This is a genomic window from Streptomyces sp. NPDC089799, assembly GCF_040684755.1.
Lineage (GTDB): Bacteria > Actinomycetota > Actinomycetes > Streptomycetales > Streptomycetaceae > Streptomyces.
The window spans coordinates 34,502-58,496 of record NZ_JBFBGR010000037.1 but is presented as its reverse complement, the minus strand read 5'-3'; the positions used below and the strand labels follow the sequence as shown (position 1 = coordinate 58,496).

The window sequence follows — 23,995 nt, the reverse complement described above, 5'->3', positions numbered from 1 at the left end:
TACGCATCAGAAGGAGTCACCGTGAGGGTCGGAATCGTCGGAGCCACCGGACAGGTCGGCGGCGTCATGCGCCGCATCCTCGCCGAGCGCAAGTTCCCGGTGGACGAGCTTCGGCTCTTCGCCTCGGCCCGGTCGGCCGGCTCCACCCTGGAGTGGGAGGGCAAGGAGATCACGATCGAGGACGCCTCGACCGCCGACTACTCCGGCCTCGACATCGTGCTGTTCTCGGCCGGCGGCGCCACCTCCAAGGCCCTCGCCGAGAAGGTCGCCTCCCAGGGCGCCGTGGTGATCGACAACTCCTCCGCCTGGCGCAAGGACCCCGAGGTCCCGCTGGTCGTCTCCGAGGTCAACCCGCACGCGATCAAGAACCGCCCCAAGGGCATCATCGCGAACCCGAACTGCACCACCATGGCCGCGATGCCGGTGCTCCGCCCGCTCCACGACGAGGCCGGCCTGGTCTCCCTGATCGCCACCACCTACCAGGCCGTGTCCGGCTCCGGTGTGGCCGGTGTCGCCGAGCTCGACGGCCAGGTCAAGGCCGTGGCCGCGGACGCGCCCTCGCTCACCCACGACGGCGGGGCCGTGGAGTTCCCCGAGCCCGGCGTCTACAAGCGCCCGATCGCCTTCAACGTGCTGCCGCTGGCCGGCTCCATCGTCGACGACGGCTCCTTCGAGACCGACGAGGAGCAGAAGCTCCGCAACGAGTCCCGCAAGATCCTGGAGATCCCGGAGCTCAAGGTCTCCGGCACCTGCGTGCGCGTCCCGGTCTTCTCCGGCCACTCGCTCCAGGTCAACGCCCGCTTCGCGCGCCCGATCAGCGTGGAGCGCGCCTACGAGCTGCTGAAGGACGCCCCGGGCGTCGAGCTCTCCGAGATCCCGACCCCGCTCCAGGCCGCGGGCAAGGACGCCTCGTACGTCGGCCGCATCCGCGTCGACGAGACCGTCGAGCACGGCCTCGCGCTCTTCCTGTCGAACGACAACCTGCGCAAGGGCGCCGCGCTGAACGCGGTCCAGATCGCCGAGCTCGTCGCGGAGGAGCTCCGCCAGGGCTGATCCCCCTGCAACGCCGCCGGAGGGGCGGGCACCCTATTTGGGTGTCCGCCCCTTCACTTTGCGTGGAAGGATGGCCCGGAACGTCACCATCGAAGGAGATGAACGCGTGCCTGGCACGAACCTGACCCGTGAAGAGGCCCAGCAGCGGGCGAAGCTGCTCACCGTGGACTCCTACGAGATCTCACTCGATCTCACCGGGGCGCAGGAAGGGGGCACCTACCCCTCCGTGACCACCGTGCGCTTCGACTCGGCCGAGGAGAACGCCGAGACCTTCATCGACCTGGTCGCGCCGACCGTGCACGAGGTCGTCCTCAACGGGACCGCGCTCGACGCCGCCGAGGTCTTCAAGGACTCGCGGATCGCGCTGAAGGGCCTCAAGGCCGGAGCGAACGAGCTCAAGGTGGTCGCGGACTGCGCCTACACCAACACCGGTGAGGGCCTGCACCGCTTCGTCGACCCGGTCGACGAGCAGGCGTACCTCTACACCCAGTTCGAGGTGCCGGACGCCCGCCGGGTGTTCGCCTCCTTCGAGCAGCCCGACCTGAAGGCGTCCTTCACCTTCACCGTGAAGGCCCCCGCGGGCTGGACCGTGATCTCCAACAGCCCGACGCCGGAGCCGAAGGACGACGTCTGGTCCTTCGATCCCACCCCGCGCATGTCCACGTACGTGACGGCGCTGATCGTGGGCCCGTACCACGCGGTGCACAGCAGCTACGAGGGCCCGGACGGCCAGGTCGTCCCGCTGGCCGTCTACTGCCGTCCCTCGCTGGCCGAGTTCCTCGACGCGGACGCGATCTTCGAGGTCACCCGGCAGGGCTTCGACTGGTTCCAGGAGAAGTTCGACTACGCCTACCCGTTCGCCAAGTACGACCAGCTGTTCGTGCCGGAGTTCAACGCGGGCGCGATGGAGAACGCGGGCGCGGTGACCATCCGCGACCAGTACGTGTTCCGGTCGAAGGTCACGGACGCGGCGTACGAGGTCCGGGCCGAGACGATCCTCCACGAGCTGGCCCACATGTGGTTCGGCGACCTGGTCACCATGGAGTGGTGGAACGACCTCTGGCTGAACGAGTCGTTCGCGACCTACACCTCCATCGCCTGCCAGGCGTACGCCCCCGACTCGAAGTGGCCGCACTCCTGGACCACCTTCGCCAACTCCATGAAGACCTGGGCGTACCGGCAGGACCAGCTGCCGTCCACCCACCCGATCATGGCGGAGATCCGCGACCTGGACGACGTCCTGGTCAACTTCGACGGCATCACCTACGCCAAGGGCGCCTCGGTGCTCAAGCAGCTCGTCGCCTACGTCGGCATGGACGAGTTCTTCAAGGGCGTGCAGGCGTACTTCAAGGCGCACGCCTTCGGGAACACGCGGCTCTCCGACCTGCTGGGCGCCCTGGAGGAGACCTCCGGCCGTGACCTGACCGCCTGGTCGAAGGCGTGGCTGGAGACGGCGGGCATCAACGTCCTCCGCCCGGAGATCGAGACCGACGAGCACGGCAGGATCACCTCCTTCCGGGTGCGCCAGGAGGCCCCGGCGCTGCCGGCCGGCGCCAAGGGCGAGCCCGTGCTGCGGCCGCACCGGATCGCCATCGGCTTCTACTCGATGGACCCGTCGGGCGGCGGGAAGCTGCTGCGCGAGCGCCGCGTGGAGCTGGACATCGCGGCCGCCGAGCTGACCGAGGTGCCGGAGCTGGTCGGGCACCACCGGCCGGACGTCGTCCTGCTCAACGACGACGACCTGTCCTACGCCAAGGTCCGCCTGGACGAGCACTCGCTCGCCAAGGTCACCGCGCACCTGGGTGACTTCGAGGCCTCGCTGCCGCGGGCGCTGTGCTGGGCCTCGGCCTGGGACATGACCCGGGACGGCGAACTGGCCACCCGCGACTACCTGTCGCTGGTGCTGTCCGGCATCGGCAAGGAGTCCGACATCGGCGTGGTGCAGTCCCTGCACCGCCAGGTGAAGCTGGCCGTCGACCTGTACGGGGACCCGGCGTGGCGCGAGACGGGCCTGGCGGCCTGGACCGGGGCCACCCTGGAGCACCTGCGCGCGGCCGAGCCGGGCAGCGACCACCAGCTGGCGTGGGCACGTGCCTTCGCCGCCACCGCCCGTACGCCGGAGCAGCTGGACCTGCTCGCGGCGCTGCTGGACGGCTCGCAGGGCATCGACGGCCTGGTCGTCGACACCGAGCTCCGCTGGGCGTTCCTGGAGCGGCTGGCCGCGACCGGCCGGGCGGACGAGCCGGAGATCGCGGCGGAGCTGGAGCGGGACAAGACTGCGGCGGGCGAGCGGCACGCCGCGACCGCCCGGGCCGCCCGGCCGACGGCGGAGGCGAAGGCTGCGGCCTGGTCCTCGGTCATCGACTCCGCGGACCTGCCGAACGCGGTGCAGGAGGCCGTGATCGGCGGCTTCGTCCAGACCGACCAGCGCGAGCTGCTCGCCCCCTACACGGAGAAGTACTTCTCCGTGCTCAAGGGGATCTGGGAGTCCCGCAGCCACGAGATCGCCCAGCAGATCGCGGTCGGCCTGTACCCGTCGCTGCAGGTCTCGCAGGACACCCTGGACGCGACCGACGCGTGGCTGGCCTCGGCCGAGCCGAACGCGGCCCTGCGCCGTCTGGTCTCGGAGTCCCGCGCGGGCGTCGAGCGCGCCCTGAAGGCCCAGGCGGCCGACGCGTCCGCGTCGTAACCCCGCCAGGCCGGAGCCCCGCCACCCATGGGTGGCGGGGCTCCGCCACACCCGCCGCCGTGTGGGCAGGCGTGCCGCAGGGCGGCACGGGTGGGCACACGGCACACCGGCCCGCGCCGGCCGCGCAGCGTGCACCCCGGTCCCGGTCCCGGTCCCGGTCCCGGTCCCGCGAGGCTCGCGCGGCTCCCTCGGCCCCGGCCCCGCCGGCTCAGCTGCCCGCGACCTCGCGAATCGCCGCCAGCACCCGCGAGATCGCCGGAGCCGCCTCCGCCCCGCGCCGGGTCGCCGCCACCACGTGCCGCGTCGGCCGGTCGTGCGGCAGCGGCCGTACGGTGATCCCGGTGACGCGGGCCGCCGCCGCCATCCGCGGGATCAGCGCCACGCCCATGCCCGCCTCGACCATGGCGAGGATCGTGGTCCAGCCGGCCGCCGAGTGCGCCTGCTCCGGCACGAAGCCGGCGGCTTCGCACGCGGTGCGGGTGATCTCCGACCAGGGGCCGGACCCCCCGTAGATCCAGGGCTCCGAGGACAGGTCGGACAGGCGCAGGTCGGGGGCCGACGCCAGCGGGTGGTCCGGCGGGAGGGCCACGTCCAGCGGGTCGGCCAGCAGCGGGATCCGGGTGAAGCGGGGGTCCCGGGCGGTCGGTGCGTGGGCCGCCAGGGACAGCGCCAGGTCCACCGCCCCCGCGGAGAGCAGCTCGTAGGACTCCGCCGCCTCGGTCTCCCGTACGCGGACCTCCACGCCGGGGTGGGTCAGCCGGAGCGCCGCCACGGCCGGGACGACCAGGGCCGGCACGGCGGTGGAGAAGGCGCCGACGCGGACCTCACCGGCCTCCCCCGCCAGGTACCCGGCCAGTTCCGCGTCGGCCCGCTCCAGTTGGGCGAAGACCGCTTCGGCGTGCCGGAGGACCAGGTGGGCCGCGTCGGTGAGCCGGACCCTGCGGCCCTGTGCCTCCAGCAGCGGCACGCCGAGCTGCTTGGCCAGGTTCGTCAGCTGCTGCGAGACGGCCGAGGGCGTCATGTGCAGAGCCTCGGCCGTCGCGGTCACCGTGCCCCGCTCACCGAGCGTGCGCAGGATGCGGAGCTTCTTGATGTCCCATTCGGTCATCGACCCGGTCATGGCGGAGAACCTATCGGTCCGGGTCCGGCCTACTTGCGGGCGCCCAGGGCGACACCGCCGAGGATCAGCGCCATGCAGAGCAGCTGGACCGGGCCGGTCTGTTCGCCGAGCAGCAGGAAGGAGAGCAGCGCGACGCAGACGGGCTGCAGGTAGTAGACGACGCCGGCCCGGGCCGCGCCGATCATCGAGACGGCCTTGTTCCAGGCGAAGAAGGCGACGGCCGAGGAGAGGATCCCGACGTAGAGCAGCGGCCCGACGGAGCGCGTGGTGACCTCGAACCCGCCCTGGACGGCGACGGAGACGGCGTAGGCGGGGGCCAGCATCAGCGCGCCGAGCACGAAGGTGGTGAGCAGGAAGGTCAGGCCGGAGATCTCGGCCGGCTTCCGCTTCAGCAGGGCGCTGTACGAGGCGAAGGACAGGGCCGCGGCGAACATCCACAGGTCGCCGGCGGCGAAGTCGACGGTCAGCGAGCCCTTGCCGACCAGCAGGAGCACGCCGAAGGCCGCCAGCAGCATCCCGAAGGTCCGGACGGCGCCCAGGCGTTCGCCGCCGAGGCGGGCGAAGACGGCCATGATGACCGGCGAAGCGGCCATGATCATGCCCATGTTGGAGGCGGAGGTGGTCAGTCCGGCCTGGTGGACCAGGGTGTTGTAGAGCGCGATGCCGAACAGCGAGGCCAGGGATATGTAGCCGAGGTGGCGGCGGATCAGATGCCGCTGCCGCCACGCCTCGCGGGCGGCGAGGGGGGCGACGGCGGCGGTGGCGATGACCCACCGCCAGAAGACGGCCTGCACCGGTGCCACGGTGTCGGCCAGGTCCCGGGTGGCGACGAAGCTGCCGGACCAGACGACCGTCGCCACCAGGGCGAGGAGGACACCGAGACCGAGGGCGCCCTTGCGCTCCTGCGCGGTGGCGGTGCTCTGCGGGTTCTGCGGGTGCGGAGCTTCGGTGCGGTCGCGGTCCAGGACGGCCACGGTGGTGTCCCCCTCAGGGTGATCGGATGGCTTCGTGCCCCCTACCCTCGCACCCGGGCATTGCTCAGGTCCATCGAATCCTTTTGATCGGTCTTTTCAGTTCCACTGAAAGATCCACCGGAGGACCGGGGGGCGGATCCGGCGACCGGAGCGGTCCCCGCGGCCCCTGCCTTCGCGGCCCCGGCGGCCCGGTTCCGGGGCGGGAGCTGCCCGGCGACGGTGGCGCCGAAGGCGATCGCCATGCCCAGCAGCTGCACCGGCGAGAGGTCCTGGCCGAGCGCGGCCCAGCCGATCACGGCGGCGGTCAGCGGGGAGAGCGGGCCGAGCAGGGTCACCGAGGTCGCGCTCAGCCGGCCGATGCCGCGGAACCACAGCCAGTACGCGGCACCCGTGTTGAGCAGCATCATGTAGCCGAAGCCGAGGAACGCCTTGCCGTCGAGGGCCGGCGGCGCGCCCTCCGCGATGGCGGCGACCGGCAGGATCAGCAGCCCGCCCGCGGTGAGCTGCCAGCCCGTCAGGGCCAGCGGGCCGACGCCCTCGGGGCGCCCCCACTTCTTGGTCATCACGGTGCCCGCGGCCATCGAGGCCGAGGAGGCGACGCCGGCCAGTACACCGACCAGGTCGAGCGCCGCTCCGGCCTTGAGCACCACCATGCTGACGCCGAAGGCGGCGGCGATGCCGGCGAGCAGGGACCGGGTGCTCGCCCGCTCGCCCAGGATCAGGGCTGCCATTCCGATGACGACCAGCGGGCCGAAGGAGCCGAGTACGGCGGCCAGTCCGCCGGGCAGCCGGTAGGCGGCGAGGAACAGCAGCGGGAAGAAGGCCCCGATGTTCAGCGCGCCCAGCACGGCGGACTTCCACCACCACTCGCCCTTGGGGAGGGTGCGGGAGACGGCGGTGAGGAGCAGTCCTGCGGGCAGGGCCCGCATCACTCCGGTGAACAGCGGCCGGTCGGGGGGCAGCAGCTCGGTGGCGACGAAGTAGGTCGAGCCCCAGGAGACGGGAGCGAGGGCGGTCAGGACCACGGTGGCGATGCGCTTCATGGCGGGTTCCTCCGAATGGGGGTGTTTCAGGCCTCGACGGAGACGGCGGCGGGGCCGGAGGCAGGAGCGGGGGCGCGGTCGGGCCGCGGTGCGGAGCCGGTCACCGGGGCCGGCGGCTCGGCGTACACGGCGTCGGCGGGCAGGTGCCGCTCCAGCCGGAGCAGCGCGAGCGCGGATCCCAGGGCGGTGAGGGTGAGCAGGGCCCACGGCAGCCGGCCGTCGACCGCCAGCAGAGCGGTGAACAGGGACGGCGCGAGGGCGGCGGCCAGCGAGTAGGACAGCTGGTAGGTGGCCAGGTAGCGGCCGCGCACCGGCTCCGGGGCGGCGGAGACGGACAGGGCGCCGCCGGAGGGGCTGTGGATCAGTTCGCCGAGGGTGTAGACGACCACGATGGCGAGCAGGGCGACCAGCAGTCCGGTCTGGCCGGGGCGGATGGTGCCGAGCACGATCTGGCCGGCGAAGGCGGCGGCGAAGAGGAAGGAGCCGAGGGCTGCGGAGCGGGTGCGGCGGGCGCCGGAGCGGCGCACCCGGCCGGCGACCAGCACCCCGATCCCGGCGCACAGCACGGTGTTGAGGGTGAAGGCGGCGCCGGTGAGCGACTCGGGGCCGTGCAGCCAGGTCGCGATGTACAGGGGGAAGAGCACGGAGAGGGCGGAGTAGCCGAGCGCGGCGAGGAAGTTGGCCGCCGTCAGGCCGAGGAAGGGCCGGTCGCGCAGGACCATCCGGTAGCCGGAGCCGGCGGACGAGCGCTCGGCGGGGGCGGTCGCGGCGTCCCGGGCCGGGCGGACCCGGCCGACGAGCAGTCCGGCGAGGGCGAAGGCCGCGGCGTTGCCGAGGGCGGTGTGGTCGAAGGCGGCGTTGCCCCAGAGGGCGAGCACGCCGGAGACCAGCAGGGCTCCGGCGCCCATGCCGGCGTTCTGCAGGGCGCGTACGGACGCCTGCAGCCGGTCCCGGGCCGAGCCCCGGGCGACTTCGCCGATCAGGGACTGCTGGACGATCGGGAAGGACCGGTCGGCCAGTGCGGTGACCAGGGCGACGGCGGCGAAGGCGGGCAGCGAGCCGGCGAGCGGGTAGAGCGCGAAGCCGACGGCGCGGATCGCGTACAGGGCGAGGTTGGCCCGCTTGGCGCCGAACCGGTCGACGGCCGCGCCGGCCAGCGGCATGAAGGCCAGGCCGGCCAGTCCGGTGACCGTGAGGACCATGCCGACCACGGCGAAGGAGAGTCCGGTGACGTGGTGGAAGAAGACCAGGGTGAAGGGGACGTACATGCCGATCCCCACGGCGCTGATCCCGATCCCGACGAGCAGGGACCGCTCCCCCGCCACCCGTTCCGTCCGGGTGTTCCCGACTTTTCCGGCCTTCCCGGCCGCCCCGGTCTTCCGCATGACCGCCTCCCCCTAAGTAGGTTGCTAGTAAGTAGCTTAGCGCCAAGCTACTTTTCGTCAAGCGATTCTTTTGCGATACTGCGAGTAACGAGCGAGATGCCGATGGAGGTGGCCGGGATGGTCATGAACCCGGTGGTGAACACGGGTGCGGACGCGGACGCGGTCGACGCGATCGCCGCACAGTGGAACGCGGTGCGACCGGAGCTGGACGTCACGGCCATGGCCGTCTTCGGCCGTATCTACCGGATCAGCCGGGCCGTGGGGGAAGACATGGAACGCACCTACGCGCGGTTCGGGATCACCCGCGGCGAGTTCGACGTGGTGGCCACGCTGCGCCGCTCGGGCGCCCCCCACACCCTGTCACCGCGTCAGCTGTCGGCGACGCTGATGCTCACCACGGGTGGCATGACGGGCCGGCTGGACAAGCTGGAGAAGGCGGGGCTGCTCACCCGCAGCCCCGACCCGCACGACCGGCGGGGCATCCAGGTGACGATCACCGACAAGGGACTCGCGCTCATCGACGAGGCGGTCGTGGCCGGGCTGGAGACGCAGCGGGCCGCTCTGGCCGCACTGAGCCCGGAGGAGGCCGAGGTGCTCACCGGCCTGCTGCGCAAACTGATGCCCGCCGGAGCGTAGGACCTGTCCGGCCGGGGGTACGCCAGAGGGCCGGTCCGCGCGGACGTACCGCACGGGACCGGCCCGCTCACCGGACGAACCGGTGGGAAAACTTCGGCGGAAACTACTCGGCGGTCTGCTTGCGCGGCCGGTCCGACTTGTCGAGGACCATCACGAGACCCGCGATGACCAGGAACAGCACGATCGGCAGGAGCACGTACAGGCCGATGGTCTCGGCAACACTGATGCCGGTACCCGGGTCGTCGCCGTCGTCACGCGTCAGCGCGAGCGCGGGAGACGTCATCAGCAGCATCATCAGCGTCGTACCGGCCGAGACGGCGCCGGCGCGCAGAGCGTTCTTCTTGTCCACGGTGCAAACGTAGCGAACACCTAAACGAGTCGCGCGCCCGGGGGTGCCGTACGGGGACCCGCCTGCTCCCGCACCGCCCTGAACAGGGCCTGCGCGCGCGGCGAGGCGGCCAGGGCCTCCAGGGTGACCGGCCGCCCGGAGCCGTCCGCGACCGGCAGCCGCCAGTTGGGGTACTGGTCCCAGGTCCCCGGCAGGTTCTGCGGCCGCCGGTCCCCCACCGCGTCCGGCAGCCACACCCCGACCAGGTGGGCCGGAGTGGAGAGCAGATACCTGTAGAGGGCGAGCACGGCCTCCTCCTCGGTCTTGACCTCCAACCCCAGTCCGGCCAGTACGGCCAGCCACTCGGCGGTGTCGACCTCGTCCGCCGCCCGCTCCTCCTCCACCGGGCGGGTCAGCAGGCCCAGCCGGTCCCGGAGTTCCACGTGCTCCCCGGCCAGCTTGGCCGCGCTCGGCGGCAGGTCGTGGGTGGTCGCGGTGGCCAGGCAGTCCGGCCGCCAGGCGGGCGGCGCCAGCGGACGGCCGTCACCGCACCAGTCCCGCTCGAACCAGAGCACCGAGGTGCCGAGCACCCCGCGCCGGGCCAGGGCCGCCCGTACCCGCGGCTCGACCGTGCCGAGGTCCTCGCCGATGACCAGGGCGCCGGCCCGGTGCGCCTCCAGGACCAGCACGGCGAGCATCGCCTCGCCGTCGTAGGCGACGTACGTGCCCTCCGCGGGCGGGGCGCCCTCGGGGATCCACCAGAGCCGGAACAGGCCCATCACATGGTCGATGCGGAGCGCCCCGGCGTACCGGAACACCGAGCGCAGCAGGTCCCGGTAGGGGGCGTAGGCGGCGTCGGCCAGCTGGTCGGGGCGCCACGGCGGCAGGCTCCAGTCCTGGCCGCGGGCGTTGAAGGCGTCCGGCGGGGCGCCGACGGTCATGGCGGTGGCGTGGGTCCCGGGCGCGGCCCACACGTCGGCGCCCTGCGGGTGCACCCCGACCGCGAGGTCGTGCACCAGGCCGACCGTCATGCCCGCCTCCCTGGCCGCCCGCTGGGCGGCGACCAGCTGGGTGTCGGTCAGCCAGGCCAGCCAGCGGTGGAAGTCGGTGCTGCCGGGGCCGGCCGTGGGGATCCCGGCGGCCGTCGCCCCCTCCGCGTCCGGCGCGGGGGCGGGCCAGCCGGCCGGGTCCGCGCCGTACCGCTCGGCCAGGGCCAGCCAGCGGGCGTGGGCGTCCAGCGAGGGGCCGGCGGCCGCCCGGAAGCGGGCGTACTCCGCCTCGCGCTCCTCGCTGCGCGGGACCGCGTACAGCCGCTCCAGGGCGGCGCGCTTGACCGCCCAGACGGCGTCGCGGTCGATCAGCTCCCCCTTCTCCACGACCCGGCGGCGGAGTTCCGCACCGCGCCCGGCCAGCCGGTCCAGCGCCGCGCGGTCCGGGCAGCCGGCGTACTCGGGGACGTCGGTGACCCGCAGGTGCACCGGGTCGGGGAAGCGTCGGGACGAGGGCCGGTACGGGGACGGGTCGGTCGGGGTGCCCGGCACGGCCACGTGCAGCGGGTTGACCTGGATGAACCCGGCGCCGTGGGTGGTGCCGGCCCAGCGGGCGAGGTCGGCGAGGTCGCCGAGGTCGCCCATGCCCCAGGACCGCGCGGAGAGCAGCGAGTACAGCTGGACCAGCAGCCCGTACGAGCGCCCGGGCGCGGCCGGGGCCCGGTCCGGGGCCACGATCAGCACGGCCTCGCCGTGCCGGCCGTCCGGGGTCCGTGCGCTGATCCGGTGCACCCCGTACGGCAGGTCCGGCTCCCACGGGCGCTCCGCGCCGGTGTCCTCCAGGCGGACCAGGACCGTGCTGCCCGCGGGCAGTGCGTCCAGCGGGGCCGGGGCGGGGTCCCCCGCCCACTGGACCAGGGTCGGCGGCAGCAGCCGGGCGGCGGCCTCCTCGGCGGCGGCGAGGGCCTCCCGTACGGCATCGGTGGTGCCGGCGGGGACGCCGAGCCGTCCGAGCACCTCCCTGACCGTCCGCTCGGGCACGGCGGCGGTGACGTCCTCGGCCGGCCGGTAGGAGGTCGCGACGCCGTGCAGGGCGGCGAGCCGGGCCAGCGCCTCCGCGTCGTCCGGGCCGGCCGGGCCGGCCGGTGCGTGCGGGCCGTCCAGGGCGTGGAGCCCGTCCGGGGCGTGCAGGCCGTCCGGCGCGTGCGGGCCGTCCGGCGCGCCCGTGTCGTCCGTGTCGTCCGTGGAGTCCATGCTGTCGTCCTTCTGCGGTCTCAGGCGGCGTGGTCCGCGGGCAGGACCGGCTCGCTCGTCAGCGGGAGTTCGGCGGCGAACCAGGGCTCGCTGGTCAGGGGCGCGAATCCGGCGTATCCCGGCGGGGGTTCGCTGATGAGCGGGGCGTCGGCCTGCCGGGGCGGACGCGGGAGCGGTAATGCGGTGACGGCACGTTTGGATCGCGCGCGTACGTCCATGTGGACAACTCCCATGTGTGCGATGGGTTTCGGAACATCGCAGGTCTACCCACCCCACCGCCCCGCCTACCCAGGCATATCGGTCAAACCGACCGGCGCCATTGACACTTGAGCCGCACGAATGGTGGGCTCGAGTTCATTCGTACGAGCGGGGGGGCCGACTCGGAGCGGAGAGACAGCGTGCAGCGAGGTCCCGGGCAGGGCCCGAAGAGCAGGAAACGGGCCACGGCCGTCACGGTCGCCGTCATCGGCAGCCTGCTCGGCGGAGCCACCGCGGCCTCGCCGACCGCCTTCACCACCCCCTCGGCCCCGCCCTCCCCCACGAACCCCGAAACGGACCCGGGCGGCGGCGCGTACGCAGCCGGAGGCCAGGCCGCCCTGGCCGACCGTTCCGCCGCCGAGCGCGCCGCGGCCCGCGGGAGCGCCGCGGCCGGAACCGCGGCACCGGGTGACGCGGCCAGGGCGTCCGCCGACCGGGGACCCGCGGTCTGGCCGCGCCCGCAGTCGCTGACCGCCGACGCCTCCCGCGACCTCCCGCTCGGCGCCGAGGCCGTACTGGTGCTGCCGCCCGGCGGCGCCGACCGGGACGCCCTCGACGTGATCCGCACCGCGCTGCGCGCCGCCGGGGTGCGCAGCCTGCACGAACAGGACTCGGCCGCGCCCCTGCCGCCGCACGGGACCGTGGTCCGGGTCCAGGGCCCCGACGCCGAGGCGGCACTGCGCGCACTCGGCGCGGGCGGCACCGCCGAACTGCCCTCCGGCGGCTACCGGCTGGCGGTCGGCCGCGACTTCGGCCGGGACACCGTCGCCCTCTCCGGCACCGGCGAGGACGGACTGTTCCACGCCGCGCAGACCCTGCGCCAGCTCCTCGCCGCCGCCCCGGGCAAGGTCCCCGGAGTGCTCGTCCGGGACTGGCCGGCCGCCCCCGTACGCGGAATCACCGAAGGCTTCTACGGCGCACCCTGGACCCGGGAACAGCGGCTGGCCCAGCTGGACTTCATGGGCCGCACCAAGCAGAACCGGTACCTCCTCGCGCCCGGCGACGACGCCTTCCGGCAGGCCCGCTGGCGCGAGGACTACCCGACCGCCCAGCGCGAGGACTTCCGGGCACTGGCCGAACGCGCCGCCGCGAACCGGGTGCTGCTGGGCTGGGCGGTGGCCCCCGGACAGTCCATGTGCCTGTCCTCGGCCTCCGACCGCAAGGCCCTGCTGCGCAAGGTCGACGCAATGTGGGACCTCGGGTTCCGCGCCTTCCAGCTGCAGTTCCAGGACGTGAGCTACACGGAATGGGGCTGCTCGGCCGACCGCGCACGGTACGGCAGGGGACCCGCGGCGGCGGCACGGGCGCACGCCGAGGTCGCCGGCGAACTCGCCGACGCGCTGGCCCGCCGCCACCCGGGCTCGGCCCCGCTGTCGCTGATGCCGACCGAGTACTACCAGGAGGGCTCCACCGACTACCGCACGGCGCTCGCGTCCGCGCTGGACCCGCGCGTGGAGGTGGCCTGGACCGGCGTGGGCGTACTGCCGCGCACCATCACCGGCAGGGAGATATCCGGCGCCCGGGCCGCCTTCGCGCACCCCCTGATCACCATGGACAACTACCCGGTCAACGACTGGGAGCCCGGCCGGATCTTCCTCGGCCCCTACGCCGGCCGGGAGCCTGCCGTGGCCCACGGCTCGGGACTGCTCGCACACGCCGCCCAGCAGGGCGCGCTGTCCCGGATCCCGCTCTTCACCGCAGCCGACTTCGCGTGGAACCCGCGCGGGTACCGGCCCGACGAGTCCTGGCGGGCGGCCGTCGCCGAGCTGGCGGGGGGCGACGCGGGAGCCCGGGACGCACTGACCGCACTGGCCGGGAACACCTCCTCCTCGCCGCTCGGCCAGGAGGAGTCGGCGTACCTGAAGCCGCTGACGGACGAGTTCTGGCGGGCCCGGGCGACCGGCGACCGACCGGCCCTGGAACGCGCCGCGGACCGGCTGCGCGCGGCCTTCACCGTGATGCGGACGGCCCGGGAGCGGCTGGCCGGGCCGGCGGACGGCTCGATCCCGGCGGAGGGCGGCCCCTGGCTGGACCGGCTGGCCCGATACGGGGCGGCCGGCGAACTGGCGGTGGACGTACTGCGCGCGCAGGCGCGCGGCGACGGCGCGGCGGCCTGGCAGGCGTACCGGGACCTGGGCGCGGCCCGTACGGCGGCGACGGCCGGCGGGGCGGACGCCACGGTCGGCAAGGGCGTGCTGGACCCGTTCCTGGCGAAGGCCGTGGCGGAGGCGGACGCCTGGACCGGCGCGAGCCACCCGGCCGCGGGCCGGGTCACCTCGGCGGACGGCACCTGGACGGTGCAGCTGGACCGGGAGCGGCCGGTGTCCGCGGTGACCGTGATGACGGACCCGCTGGCGCCGGCGGTGCGCGGCGCCTCGGTGGAGGCCCACGTGCCGGGCCAGGGCTGGCGCAAGCTCGGCGACGCGGCGCGCTCGGGCTGGACCCAGACGGAGACGGCCGGCCTGCGGGCCGACGCGTTCCGGCTGGTGTGGGCCGGGGAGGCACCCGCGGTGCGCGGGGTGGTGCCGTGGTTCGCGGACGAGCCGGAGGTGCGGTTCGAGCTGGCCGGGGGCGGGCGTACGGACGCGGAGATCGGCGGCGCCGCACAGCGGATATCCGTGGAACTGGCACCGCTGCGGCCGGGCGAGGTGCGCGGCGAACTCTCGGCGAAACCGCCGCAGGGCATCAGGGTGGCCCTCCCGGCGCAGGCGACGGTGCCGCGGGGCACGGCCGTGACCGTCCCCCTGGAGGTCAGCGTGCCGGCGGGCACCCCGGCGGGCGTGTACGAGGTCCCGGTCGGCTTCGGCGGCCAGTCGCGGACGCTGACCGTACGGGCCTTCCCCAAGACCGGCGGCCCGGACCTGGCCCGCACCGCCAGGGCGAGCTCCTCCGGCGACGAGACCCGGGACTTCCCCGCCTCCGCGGCCGTGGACGGCGACCCGGCGACCCGCTGGTCGTCACGGGCCGAGGACGGTGCGTGGTGGCAGGCCGAACTGGCCGGCGGCCCGGTGCGGCTGGGCCGGGTCGTCCTGCACTGGCAGGACGCGTACCCGACGGCGTACCGGGTGCTCACCTCCGCGGACGGGGTGACCTGGCGTACGTCGGCCACGGTCACGGGGTCCCCGGGCGGCCGCGAGTCCATCCGCATGGACGCCCCGGACACCCGCTTCGTCCGAGTGGTCTGCGACGCCCGCGCGACCCGGTACGGCTGCTCCCTGTGGTCGGCGGAGGCTTATGCGGTGGGGGGGTAGGGCGGGGGGGTACGTCGGTGCCGCTGTGGCCCGCTTCACCCCCTGAGCCCCGCCGGGCGCGGGCGGGGGTTGCCCACCCGCCTCCCGGCACCACACTGTCGAGCCGGATGACGTGGTGGGGCGGGACCGGGGGCAGCAACCGGACTCCCTTCGGTCGGGACCGGGTCGGCGAGCGGGTCGGGAGTGCGCCGGTGCTTCGCCCGGACGGAATCGGGGAGGTGCCCGGGGGCTGCCCGTCAGTCCTCACTGTCCTTCCGTGCCGGCCGCCGCACCCCGTCCCGCCCGGCCTCCACGCCCCGACCCCGCCCGGCCTCCGGACCCCGACCCCGCCCGGCCTCCGGACCCCGCCCCGCCCCGCCTCACGATGCCGGGGCTGTCACTCCGATGCGTTCCAGTGCGTCCTGGGCGCCGTACGGCTGGAGGTACGGCATCCAGCGCGGGTCGCGGTGGCCCGTGCCGATGATCCGCCAGGCCAGCCCCGACGGCGGGGCCGGCTGGTGGCGCAGGCGCCAGCCGAGGTCGACCAGGTGGCGGTCGGCCTTGACGTGGTTGCAGCGGCGGCAGGCGGCGACCACGTTGTCCCACACGTGCTGCCCGCCGCGGCTGCGCGGGATGACGTGGTCGACGCTGGTGGCGACGCCACCGCAGTACATGCAGCGTCCGCCGTCGCGGGCGAACAGTGCGCGCCGGGTGAGTGGAACGGGCCCCCGGTAGGGGACCCGTACGAAACGCTTGAGCCTGACCACGCTGGGAGCGGGGACGACCCGTGACGCGCTGTGCATGAAGGCGCCGGATTCCTCCAGGGAGACGGCCTTGTTCTCCAGGACGAGGACGAGCGCGCGGCGGAGCGGTACGACGCCGAGGGGCTCGTACGACGCGTTGAGGACCAGGACGTGTGGCACGCGGATGCCTCCTTGTACGCCGGCGGCGCGTGGCTCGCGCCGGGACGATCTGTTCTCAGTCTCTCCTTACTGCTGGTCGAAGCGCCACCACGCTCCCGTAACGGGTCGGGGGTGTTTTCAACCACACCGGATTCCTCCCCAGGTGAGTCTGGTCTCTCCCTCGAACAGATGCGGCGGTGTCGATCTCCGGCCCCGTTAGTGTGGAAGGCCTGCCCGTACACCCCTGTTCCACGGGCAGTCGTTACACCTGGAGGTACCCGCCGTGCCCTGGCCGCCCACCCAGCTGCCGCTCGCCACCGAGATCCCGGAAACGCCCTCCTCGGTCCAGGAGGCGCAGGAGAGCGTCAACAACGCCGCGAGTTTCATCGAGCAGAACTGGGCCACCTGGCTGAGCATCGGCCTGCGGATCCTGCTGATCGTGGTGATAGCCGCGGTGATCCGGTCGGTGGTCCGCAAGGCGCTCACCAAGCTCATAAACCGCATGAACTCCGGGGCCGAGGCGGTCGAGGGCACCGCCCTGGGCGGGCTGCTGGTCAACGCCGAGCGGCGGCGGCAGCGCTCCGAGGCGATCGGCTCGGTGCTGCGGTCGGTGGCGTCCTTCCTCATCCTCGGCACGGCCGCGCTGATGGTGCTGGCCGCGCTGAAGATCGACCTGGCGCCGCTGCTGGCCAGTGCCGGTGTAGCCGGTGTGGCGATCGGTTTCGGTGCGCGGAACCTGGTGACGGACTTCCTGTCCGGTGTGTTCATGATCATGGAGGACCAGTACGGCGTCGGGGACAAGATCGACGCGGGTGTGGCCTCCGGCGAGGTGATCGAGGTCGGCCTCCGGGTCACCAAGCTGCGCGGCGACAACGGCGAGATCTGGTACGTCCGCAACGGCGAGATCAAGCGCATCGGCAACCTGAGCCAGGGCTGGGCCACTGCGATGGTCGACGTCCAGGTCAAGCCGACCGAGGACCTGAAGCGGATCAAGCAGATCATCCAGGGGGTCGCCGACGCCATGGCGAAGGAGGACCCGTGGGACGAGCACCTGTGGGGCCCCATCGAGATCCTCGGCCTGGGCGAGGTCATGCTCGCCTCGATGACCGTGAACGTCTCCGCGAAGACCATGCCGGGCAAGCAGTTCGCCGTGCAGCGCGAGCTGCGCTGGCGGATCAAGGACGCCTTCGACGAGGCGGGCATCCGGATCGTCGGCGGGCTGCCGGCCCCCGAGGAGGAGGACGCCGCCCCGGCCCCGGACCCGGCCGCCAACGTGGCCCCGCCGTCGGCCCTGGCCAATCCGACCTCGCCGCAGTCGCTGGCCACGGCTCCGATACCGCTCCCGCAGTCCCCGCCGCCGAGCGTGCGGATGACCAAGTAGCGCCGCTCCGTTCCGTTCCGTCCGTTCATAACGTCTCGTCGTGGCGTCTCGACACCGCCCCGTGGGTCCTTCCGGTCCGCGGGGCGGTGTCTTTGTGCTCGCCGCCGTGTCTCGTTGACAGGGCTCCCGGAGCGATAGGAAACTTTCCTTACCGTTCGGGAGGAGGGGGACGACCGTGACCGGCACCGCCACCCCCGGTACCCCCGGAGCTCCCGGCACTCCCGGCACTCCCGGCACTCCCGGTGTGTTGCGTGCCATGAACGACCGGGCCGCGCTGGAGCTGCTGCTGGAGCACGGGCCCCTGTCCCGGACCCGGATCGGCAGCCTGACCGGGCTGTCCAAGCCCACCGCGTCGCAGCTGCTCGCCCGGCTGGAGGCGGCCGGACTGGTGGTCGCCACGGGCACGGCCGGCGGGCGTTCCGGACCCCGTGCGCAGTTGTACGCGCTCCACGCGGGCGCCGCGTACGTGGCCGGGCTGGACGTGACCCCGGGCCGGATCACGGCCGCGGTCGCCGATCTGACCGGCCGGATCGTCGGCAGGGGTGAGCTGTCCGTTCCGGTCGCGGCCACGGCCCCCGCTTCCGGTACGGCCCCCGCTTCCCGTACGGCCGCCGTCGTCGGGCAGGTCACCGAAGCCCTGGACCGGGCGGCCGCCGCGGCGGGCCTGGACCGTTCCGCCGTACGCCGGCTGGTCGTCGGCACCCCCGGCGCCTTCGACCCGCGCACCGGCCGGCTCCGCTACGCCGACCATCTGCCCGGCTGGCACTCCCCCGCACTGCCCGAGGAGCTCGCCGCGGCGCTGCCGATGCCCGTCGCGTACGAGAACGACGTCAACCTCGCCGCCGTCGCCGAGCAGCGGCTGGGCGCCGCGCGGGGGCACCGGGACTTCGTCCTGCTCTGGAACGAGACGGGCCTCGGCGCCGCCCTGGTGCTCGGCGGGCGGCTGCACCGCGGCTGGACCGGCGGCGCGGGCGAGGTGGGCTTCCTCCCGGTGCCCGGCCGGCCGCCGGTCCGGGGCGTACGGGCGCTGAACGCCGGCGGGTACCAGGAGCTGGCGGGCGTGGAGGCGGTGTCCGTGCTGGCGGCCGGGCTCGGGATCGCGCCGACGCCGGGCGGCGGGCCCGGGGCCGACGACCCGGTGGCCGTCGCCGTCTCGCTGCTCTCGCGGGCCGCGGCGCGGCCCGAGGGGCCGCACCTGGAGCTGCTCCGGCGCCACGCCACCGCGCTCGCCACCGGACTCGCCTCGCTGGTGTGCGTACTGGACCCGGAGATCGTGGTGCTGTCCGGGGCGGTGAACGCCGCGGGCGGGGAGGTGCTCCGCGCGCTCACGGCCGCCGAACTCGCCGAACTCGCCCCGTCCTCACCCCGTCTGATCCTGAGCGGGGTCCCCGGGCAGCCGGTGCTGCGGGGCGCGCTGGAGACCGCCCTCGCCGTGACGAGGGACGAGGTGTTCGACACCTCCCGAAGTCCGAGTCCAGGTCCAAGTCCAGGTCCAGGTCCAAGTCCATGAGCCTCTGAGTCCGGGTCGCCTTGCGTGGCCGGGGGCTTGAGTGCCCGGGTGCCCGGATTCCCCCTACCCGTTTCGCCGTTCTTCCCGAGAAAGGCCGGACAGAGATGAAACTCGCAGTGGTGGGCGGCGGTTCCACCTACACCCCCGAGCTGATCGACGGCTTCGCCAGGCTGCGGGACACCCTGCCGGTCGGCGAGCTGGTGCTCGTCGACCCGGACGCGGGGCGCCTGGAGCTCGTCGGCGGGCTGGCCCGGCGGATCCTCGCCCGGCAGGGCCATCCCGCGACGGTCACCACCACCTCCGACCTCGACGCGGGGGTCGCGGACGCCGACGCCGTGCTGCTCCAGCTCCGGGTGGGCGGGCAGGCGGCCCGGCAGCAGGACGAGACCTGGCCGCTGGAGTGCGGCTGCGTGGGGCAGGAGACCACCGGCGCGGGCGGGCTGGCCAAGGCGCTGCGCACGGTGCCGGTGGTGCTGGACATCGCCGAACGGGTCCGCCGGACCAACCCCGGCGCCTGGATCATCGACTTCACCAATCCGGTCGGCATCGTGACGCGGGCGCTGCTGAAGGCCGGCCACAAGGCGGTCGGCCTGTGCAACGTGGCGATCGGCCTGCAGCGGAAGTTCGCGGCCCTGCTCGGTCTGCCGCCCGGCCGGATCCACCTCGACCACGTCGGGCTCAACCACCTCACCTGGGAGTTCGGCGTACGGGAGGGCGGCCCGGACGGCCCGGACCTGCTGCCGGACCTGCTCGGCCGGCACGGGGACGCGGTCGCCGCCGACCTGCGGCTGCCCCGCGCGGTGCTGGACCGGCTCGGCGTGGTGCCCTCGTACTACCTGCGCTACTTCTACGCGCACGACGAGGTGGTCCGCGAGCTGGGCGCGAAGCCCTCGCGGGCGGCCGAGGTGGCAGCGATGGAGCGTGAGCTCCTGGGGATGTACGGGGACCCGGCCCTGGACCGGAAGCCGGAACTGCTCGCCAGGCGCGGCGGGGCGTTCTACTCGGAGGCGGCGGTGGACCTGGCGGCGGCCCTGCTGGGCGACGGCGGCTCACCCGTGCAGGTGGTCAACACCCTCAACAACGGCACCCTGCCGTTCCTCCCGGACGACGCGGTCGTCGAGGTGCAGGCGCGCGTCGGGCGGTCCGGGCCGGTGCCGCTGCCGGTGCCGCGCCTGGACCCGCTGTACGCCGGACTGGTGGCGGGCGTGAGCGCGTACGAGGACCTGGCGCTGGACGCGGCGCTGCGGGGCGGGCGGGAGCGGGTGTTCCGGGCGCTGCTGGCGCACCCGCTGGTGGGGCAGTTCGACCTGGCCGAGCAGCTCACCGACCGGCTGCTCGCGCACAACAAGGAGCACCTGGCATGGGCCTGAACCAGCCCGCCGTCCTCGCCGTCGACGCGGGCAACACCAAGACCGACGCGGCCCTGATCGGCCGGGACGGCACGGTGCTGGGCACCGGCCGGGCGGGTGGGTTCCGCCCGCAGCGGGACGGGATCGAGGCGGCCGTGGACGTGCTGGGCGTGGCGGTCTCGATGGCGGTCGGCATGGCGGGGGCGCGGGCCGCCGACCACCCGGGGGCGGCGGCCGGTGGTTCAGCCGGGCTCTCGTACCCGGCGGGCCGGGGAAACCCGGACGCCCCGGACGCCCCGGACCATCCGGCCGCCCCGGGCCGCACCGGTGCCCCGCCGTACGCCGCGCACGTGTCGGCCTGTCTGGCGAACGCGGACCTCCCGGTGGAGGAGGCCGCCCTGGAGGACGCGCTGCACCGGCGCGGCTGGGGCGGTGTCACCGCCGTCCGCAACGACACCTTCGCGGTGCTGCGGGCCGGCCTCGGGCCGGGGGACGGGCCGCGCGGGGTGGCGGTGGTGTGCGGTGCCGGCATCAACTGCGCGGGGATGCTGCCGGACGGGCGGACCGCGCGGTTCGCGGCGCTCGGCGCGGTCTCCGGCGACTGGGGCGGCGGAGCCGGACTGGCGGGCGAGGCGCTGTGGTTCGCCGCCCGTGCCGAGGACGGCCGGGGCGAACCGACGGCGCTCGCCGAGGTGCTGCCCGCGCACTTCGGGCGTACCTCGATGGCCGAGCTGATCGAGGCGCTGCACCTGGGCGCGGTGCCGGTGGCGCGAAAGCACGAGCTGGTGCCGGTGCTGTTCGCGGCGGCGGCGGCCGGGGACCGGGTGGCGCTGGCGCTGGTGCACCGGCAGGCGGACGAGATCGTGGCGATGGCGGCGGTCGCGCTGGGCCGGCTGGGTCTGCTGGACGAGGAGGTCCCGGTGGTGCTGGGCGGCAGCGTGGTGGCCGCCCGGCACCCGGAGCTGAACGACCGGATCGCCGAGCGCCTCGCCGAGCGGGCCCCGCGCGCCCGGCTCTCGGTGGTGACGGCCCCGCCGGTGCTGGGCGCGGCCCTGCTGGGGCTGGACGCGGCCGGCGCCCCGGCCGCGGCGTACGACAGGCTCCGCGGGCACTTCCCGGGCGAACGCGCTCACCTCACGGGCGAACGCGCTCACCTCACGGCCGACCGCACTCGCCCCACGGCCGAACGCACTCGCCTTCCGGGCGAACGCACTCGCCTTCCGGGCAAGTAGGCCGAAGCCGCCCCAACCGGCCGGTACGGGAACCACCCCGCCCGTAGGGGCGTATTGACGGGGAAGGGGCGGCGGGACGGATCCTCCAAGATCCGGCAACGGATGCTGTGGAAGGCCGTCCGGACGGCCATACTTCTGCGACGACAGCAGTCCGACAGCAGTCCCGGGACCACGGGGAGGTCAGGTGGCCACCATCAGCAGCGCGCCCGCGCCGGCCGGCGGCCCCGCCGTGCCCCCGCCCCGGCGGGGTGCCGCGTGGGCGGAGGACGCGGCCCGGCTGCGGGCCGCCGCGACCACCGAGCCCGGCCGGCTGCGCATCATCGGGGCCGCCCTGGCCCTGCTCGTGGTGGTGTTCGGCGCGGTGACCTCCTGGCAGATCGCCGGCCGGTCGGCCGCCGCGGACGACGTGGTGCACCGCAGCCAGCCGCTGAGCGCGGACGCGGCGAGCATCTACCGGTCGCTGGCGGACGCGGACACCACCTCGGCCGGCGGGTTCCTCTCGGGCGCCCAGGAACCCCGTTCCGTGCGCGAGCGGTACGAGAAGGACATCGCGAACGCCTCCCGGCTGCTGGTGCAGGCAGCCGCCACCACCGGCGGCAGTGACGCGTCCCGGCGCGAGATCGCCCTGCTCGGCGAGCAGCTGCCGCGCTACACCGGGCTGATCGAGCAGGCCCGGGCCACCAACCGGCAGGGGCTGCCGCTCGGCGGGGCCTACCTGCGGTACGCCAACGAGCAGATGAGCACCCAGCTGCTGCCCGCGGCGCAGCGGCTGTACGAGGCGGAGACCCGCCGGCTGTACGCGGACGACGACGCGGCCCGCTCCTGGCCGCTGGCCTCGCTGGGTGCCGGAGTGCTGGCGCTGGGGGTCCTGGTGTGGGTGCAGCGCCGCAACTACCGGCGCACCAACCGGGTCTTCAACCACGGTCTGCTGGCCGCGACCGCCGCGTCGGCGGCGGTGCTGCTGTGGCTGGCGGTGGGGCACACCCTGGCCCGGTCCGGGCTGGACGAGGCGCGGACGCACGGCCAGGCGTCGCTGAAGGTGCTGAACGACGCCCGGATCGCCTCGCTGCAGGCACGGGCGAACGAGAACCTGACCCTGATCTCCCGCGGCGCGGTGCTCGCCGAGGACAAGAAGTCCGACAAGTACGACGTGGACCACGCGCGGAACATGAAGGTCCTGGACGAACGGCTGACGGAGGCCCTGCGGCTGGCCGACGACCCGGAGGGCCGCGCTCCGGTGGAGCGGGCGGCGCAGGGCGCGGTGCTGTGGACGCAGCGGCACTCCGCGGCCCGCGACTCGGACGTGAAGGGCGACTACGAGCTGGCGCTGGCCCAGGTCATCGGCGGCACGGACAAGAACGGCACCAGCTGGGACCGGACGAGCAGCGGGTCCTCCTTCGACACCGTGGATTCCTCGCTCGCCGAGGCGGTGGCGCACGAGCAGCAGGAGTTCACCGAGGCGGCCCGGGGCGGCCGGGCCGCGCTGGGCGGGCTGGTGACCGGCGCGGCGGCACTGGCCGCGGTGGCCGCGGCGGCGGCCCTGCTGGGCATCGGGCGCAGGCTTTCGGAGTACAGGTGAGATGCGGATGCGCATGAGGCGGTACGGGAGCGAGGAAGCCGGGTACCCCGGCCCGGGCCCGGCTTCGGCCGCCGGCCGCCGGAGCCGGCTGCGCGGCTGGGGCGGGGTGACCGCGATGGCGGGGGCCTGCGCGGTGACGGCCCTGGCGGTACTGCTTCCGCTGGCCTCCGGCACCACCGGGCGGACGGCCTCCGCGGACCTGGCCGGCGGGCACCCCGGGGGCGCCGCGGCCGCGGCCCCGGCCCTGCCGGGCGCGGACACCTGCAAGGACCCCGAGGCCAGCCTGCGCCCGAACGGTACGGACGGTCCGGCGATCGCACGGATCAAGGCGGCGGGGAAGCTCGTCGCGGGCGTGGACCAGAACAGCTTCAACTGGGGCTACCGGGATCCGGCGACCGGGGAGCTGACCGGCTTCGACATCGACCTGGTCCGGGCCATCGCCGCCGATGTCCTCGGCGACCCGGACGCGGTGATCTACCGGGCCATCCCGACCAGCGAGCGCATCCCCGCACTGAAGGAGGGCCGCGTCGACATCGTCGTACGGACCATGACCATCAACTGCAAGCGGCTGGAGGACGTCGCCTTCTCCACCGCCTACTTCGAGGCCGGGCAGCAGGTGCTGGCGCCGAAGAAGTCGGGCATCACCGGCTACGACGCCTCCCTCAAGGGCAAGCGGATCTGCACCGCCGCCGGGTCCACCGGGGAGGCGGCGCTGCGGAACGAGTCCTTCGGGTCCGAGACGATGACCGTGCCCAACCAGCTGGACTGCCTGGTGCGGCTCCAGCTCGGCCAGGTCGACGGCATCGTCACGGACAACGCCCTCGCCGCCGGGCAGGCCGCGCAGGACCCGTCGGTGGAGCTGGTCGGCACCCCGTTCACCCGGGAGTTCTACGGGGTGGCGATGAACAAGCAGTCCACCGACCTGGTGCGCCGCGTCAACAAGGTGCTGGAGAACTACCGTGCGGGCGGCGGCGGGAGCGCCTGGGCCGCGTCCTACGAGCGTCATCTGCGGGCCGACCTGCGCGGCACCGGCGTACCCCCCGCTCCCAAGTACCGCGACTGAGCCGCATGACCGCAAGGGAG

General features: G+C 74.2%; 17 protein-coding genes. 10 read left to right on the top strand and 7 right to left on the bottom strand.

What is annotated here, in order from left to right:
* The first annotated feature begins 21 nt into the window (after positions 1–21).
* Both AB0O36_RS30740 and pepN read left to right on the top strand, forming a co-directional pair.
* Positions 22–1,053, top strand: coding sequence for an aspartate-semialdehyde dehydrogenase (locus tag AB0O36_RS30740; RefSeq protein ID WP_365115825.1), 1,032 nt, complete (start codon positions 22–24; stop codon positions 1,051–1,053).
* A 106-nt stretch (positions 1,054–1,159) separates the two neighbouring features.
* Positions 1,160–3,742 (top strand): aminopeptidase N, encoded by a 2,583-nt coding sequence (gene pepN, locus AB0O36_RS30735; RefSeq protein WP_365115824.1) that lies wholly within the window; start codon positions 1,160–1,162, stop codon positions 3,740–3,742.
* Positions 3,743–3,950: 208 nt separating this feature from the next.
* On the opposite strand, the gene AB0O36_RS30730 is transcribed toward pepN, so the two are convergent.
* Genes AB0O36_RS30730 through AB0O36_RS30715 form a run of 4 tightly spaced genes read right to left on the bottom strand, consistent with a single transcriptional unit; the run spans position 3,951 to position 8,264 of the window.
* The gene (locus AB0O36_RS30730) at positions 3,951–4,850 is read right to left on the bottom strand and encodes a LysR family transcriptional regulator (protein ID WP_365115853.1); all 900 of its coding nucleotides are present in this window, start codon (positions 4,848–4,850) and stop codon (positions 3,951–3,953) included.
* Between the two features lie 41 nt (positions 4,851–4,891).
* Positions 4,892–5,827 carry an EamA family transporter gene (locus AB0O36_RS30725; protein ID WP_365115852.1) on the bottom strand — a complete coding sequence of 312 codons (936 nt, stop codon included), beginning with the start codon at positions 5,825–5,827 and terminating at the stop codon, positions 4,892–4,894.
* A 50-nt stretch (positions 5,828–5,877) separates the two neighbouring features.
* Complete coding sequence (locus AB0O36_RS30720) at positions 5,878–6,879, bottom strand: EamA family transporter (protein WP_365115822.1); 1,002 nt, start codon at positions 6,877–6,879, stop codon at positions 5,878–5,880.
* 26 nt (positions 6,880–6,905) lie between these two features.
* Positions 6,906–8,264 (bottom strand): MFS transporter, encoded by a 1,359-nt coding sequence (locus AB0O36_RS30715; RefSeq protein ID WP_365115821.1) that lies wholly within the window; start codon positions 8,262–8,264, stop codon positions 6,906–6,908.
* A gap of 96 nt (positions 8,265–8,360) precedes the next feature.
* On the opposite strand from AB0O36_RS30715, the gene AB0O36_RS30710 reads away from it, so the two are divergent.
* A complete protein-coding gene (locus tag AB0O36_RS30710) occupies positions 8,361–8,900 on the top strand; it encodes a MarR family transcriptional regulator (protein WP_365115819.1) in 540 nt (179 codons plus the stop codon).
* A gap of 103 nt (positions 8,901–9,003) precedes the next feature.
* Here the strand turns inward: AB0O36_RS30710 and AB0O36_RS30705 are convergent, their stop codons facing one another.
* Complete coding sequence (locus AB0O36_RS30705) at positions 9,004–9,249, bottom strand: hypothetical protein (protein WP_365115817.1); 246 nt, start codon at positions 9,247–9,249, stop codon at positions 9,004–9,006.
* Positions 9,250–9,269: 20 nt separating this feature from the next.
* Positions 9,270–11,471, bottom strand: coding sequence for a 4-alpha-glucanotransferase (malQ, locus tag AB0O36_RS30700; RefSeq protein ID WP_365115815.1), 2,202 nt, complete (start codon positions 11,469–11,471; stop codon positions 9,270–9,272).
* A 398-nt stretch (positions 11,472–11,869) separates the two neighbouring features.
* On the opposite strand from malQ, the gene AB0O36_RS30695 reads away from it, so the two are divergent.
* Positions 11,870–14,980: a beta-N-acetylglucosaminidase domain-containing protein gene (locus AB0O36_RS30695; protein ID WP_365115813.1), complete on the top strand. Its 3,111-nt coding sequence runs from the start codon at positions 11,870–11,872 to the stop codon at positions 14,978–14,980.
* Between the two features lie 359 nt (positions 14,981–15,339).
* Here the strand turns inward: AB0O36_RS30695 and AB0O36_RS30690 are convergent, their stop codons facing one another.
* The gene (locus AB0O36_RS30690; protein ID WP_365115812.1) at positions 15,340–15,882 is read right to left on the bottom strand and encodes an HNH endonuclease; all 543 of its coding nucleotides are present in this window, start codon (positions 15,880–15,882) and stop codon (positions 15,340–15,342) included.
* Positions 15,883–16,165: 283 nt separating this feature from the next.
* On the opposite strand from AB0O36_RS30690, the gene AB0O36_RS30685 reads away from it, so the two are divergent.
* The 6 genes from AB0O36_RS30685 to AB0O36_RS30660 all read left to right on the top strand — a co-directional run bounded on the left by AB0O36_RS30685 (position 16,166) and on the right by AB0O36_RS30660 (position 23,975).
* Positions 16,166–17,242, top strand: a complete 1,077-nt coding sequence (locus AB0O36_RS30685) for a mechanosensitive ion channel family protein (RefSeq protein ID WP_365115850.1) — start codon at positions 16,166–16,168, stop codon at positions 17,240–17,242.
* A gap of 256 nt (positions 17,243–17,498) precedes the next feature.
* Positions 17,499–18,752: an ROK family transcriptional regulator gene (locus AB0O36_RS30680; protein WP_365115848.1), complete on the top strand. Its 1,254-nt coding sequence runs from the start codon at positions 17,499–17,501 to the stop codon at positions 18,750–18,752.
* Positions 18,753–18,856: 104 nt separating this feature from the next.
* Positions 18,857–20,122: a 6-phospho-beta-glucosidase gene (locus AB0O36_RS30675; RefSeq protein ID WP_365115810.1), complete on the top strand. Its 1,266-nt coding sequence runs from the start codon at positions 18,857–18,859 to the stop codon at positions 20,120–20,122.
* Positions 20,113–21,333, top strand: coding sequence for a BadF/BadG/BcrA/BcrD ATPase family protein (locus AB0O36_RS30670; protein WP_365115808.1), 1,221 nt, complete (start codon positions 20,113–20,115; stop codon positions 21,331–21,333). Before AB0O36_RS30675 ends, AB0O36_RS30670 begins: the two co-directional genes overlap by 10 nt.
* 229 nt (positions 21,334–21,562) lie before the next feature.
* Positions 21,563–22,912 carry a hypothetical protein gene (locus AB0O36_RS30665; protein WP_365115847.1) on the top strand — a complete coding sequence of 450 codons (1,350 nt, stop codon included), beginning with the start codon at positions 21,563–21,565 and terminating at the stop codon, positions 22,910–22,912.
* Between the two features lie 115 nt (positions 22,913–23,027).
* Positions 23,028–23,975 carry a glutamate ABC transporter substrate-binding protein gene (locus AB0O36_RS30660; RefSeq protein WP_365115845.1) on the top strand — a complete coding sequence of 316 codons (948 nt, stop codon included), beginning with the start codon at positions 23,028–23,030 and terminating at the stop codon, positions 23,973–23,975.
* Positions 23,976–23,995: the final 20 nt, after the last annotated feature.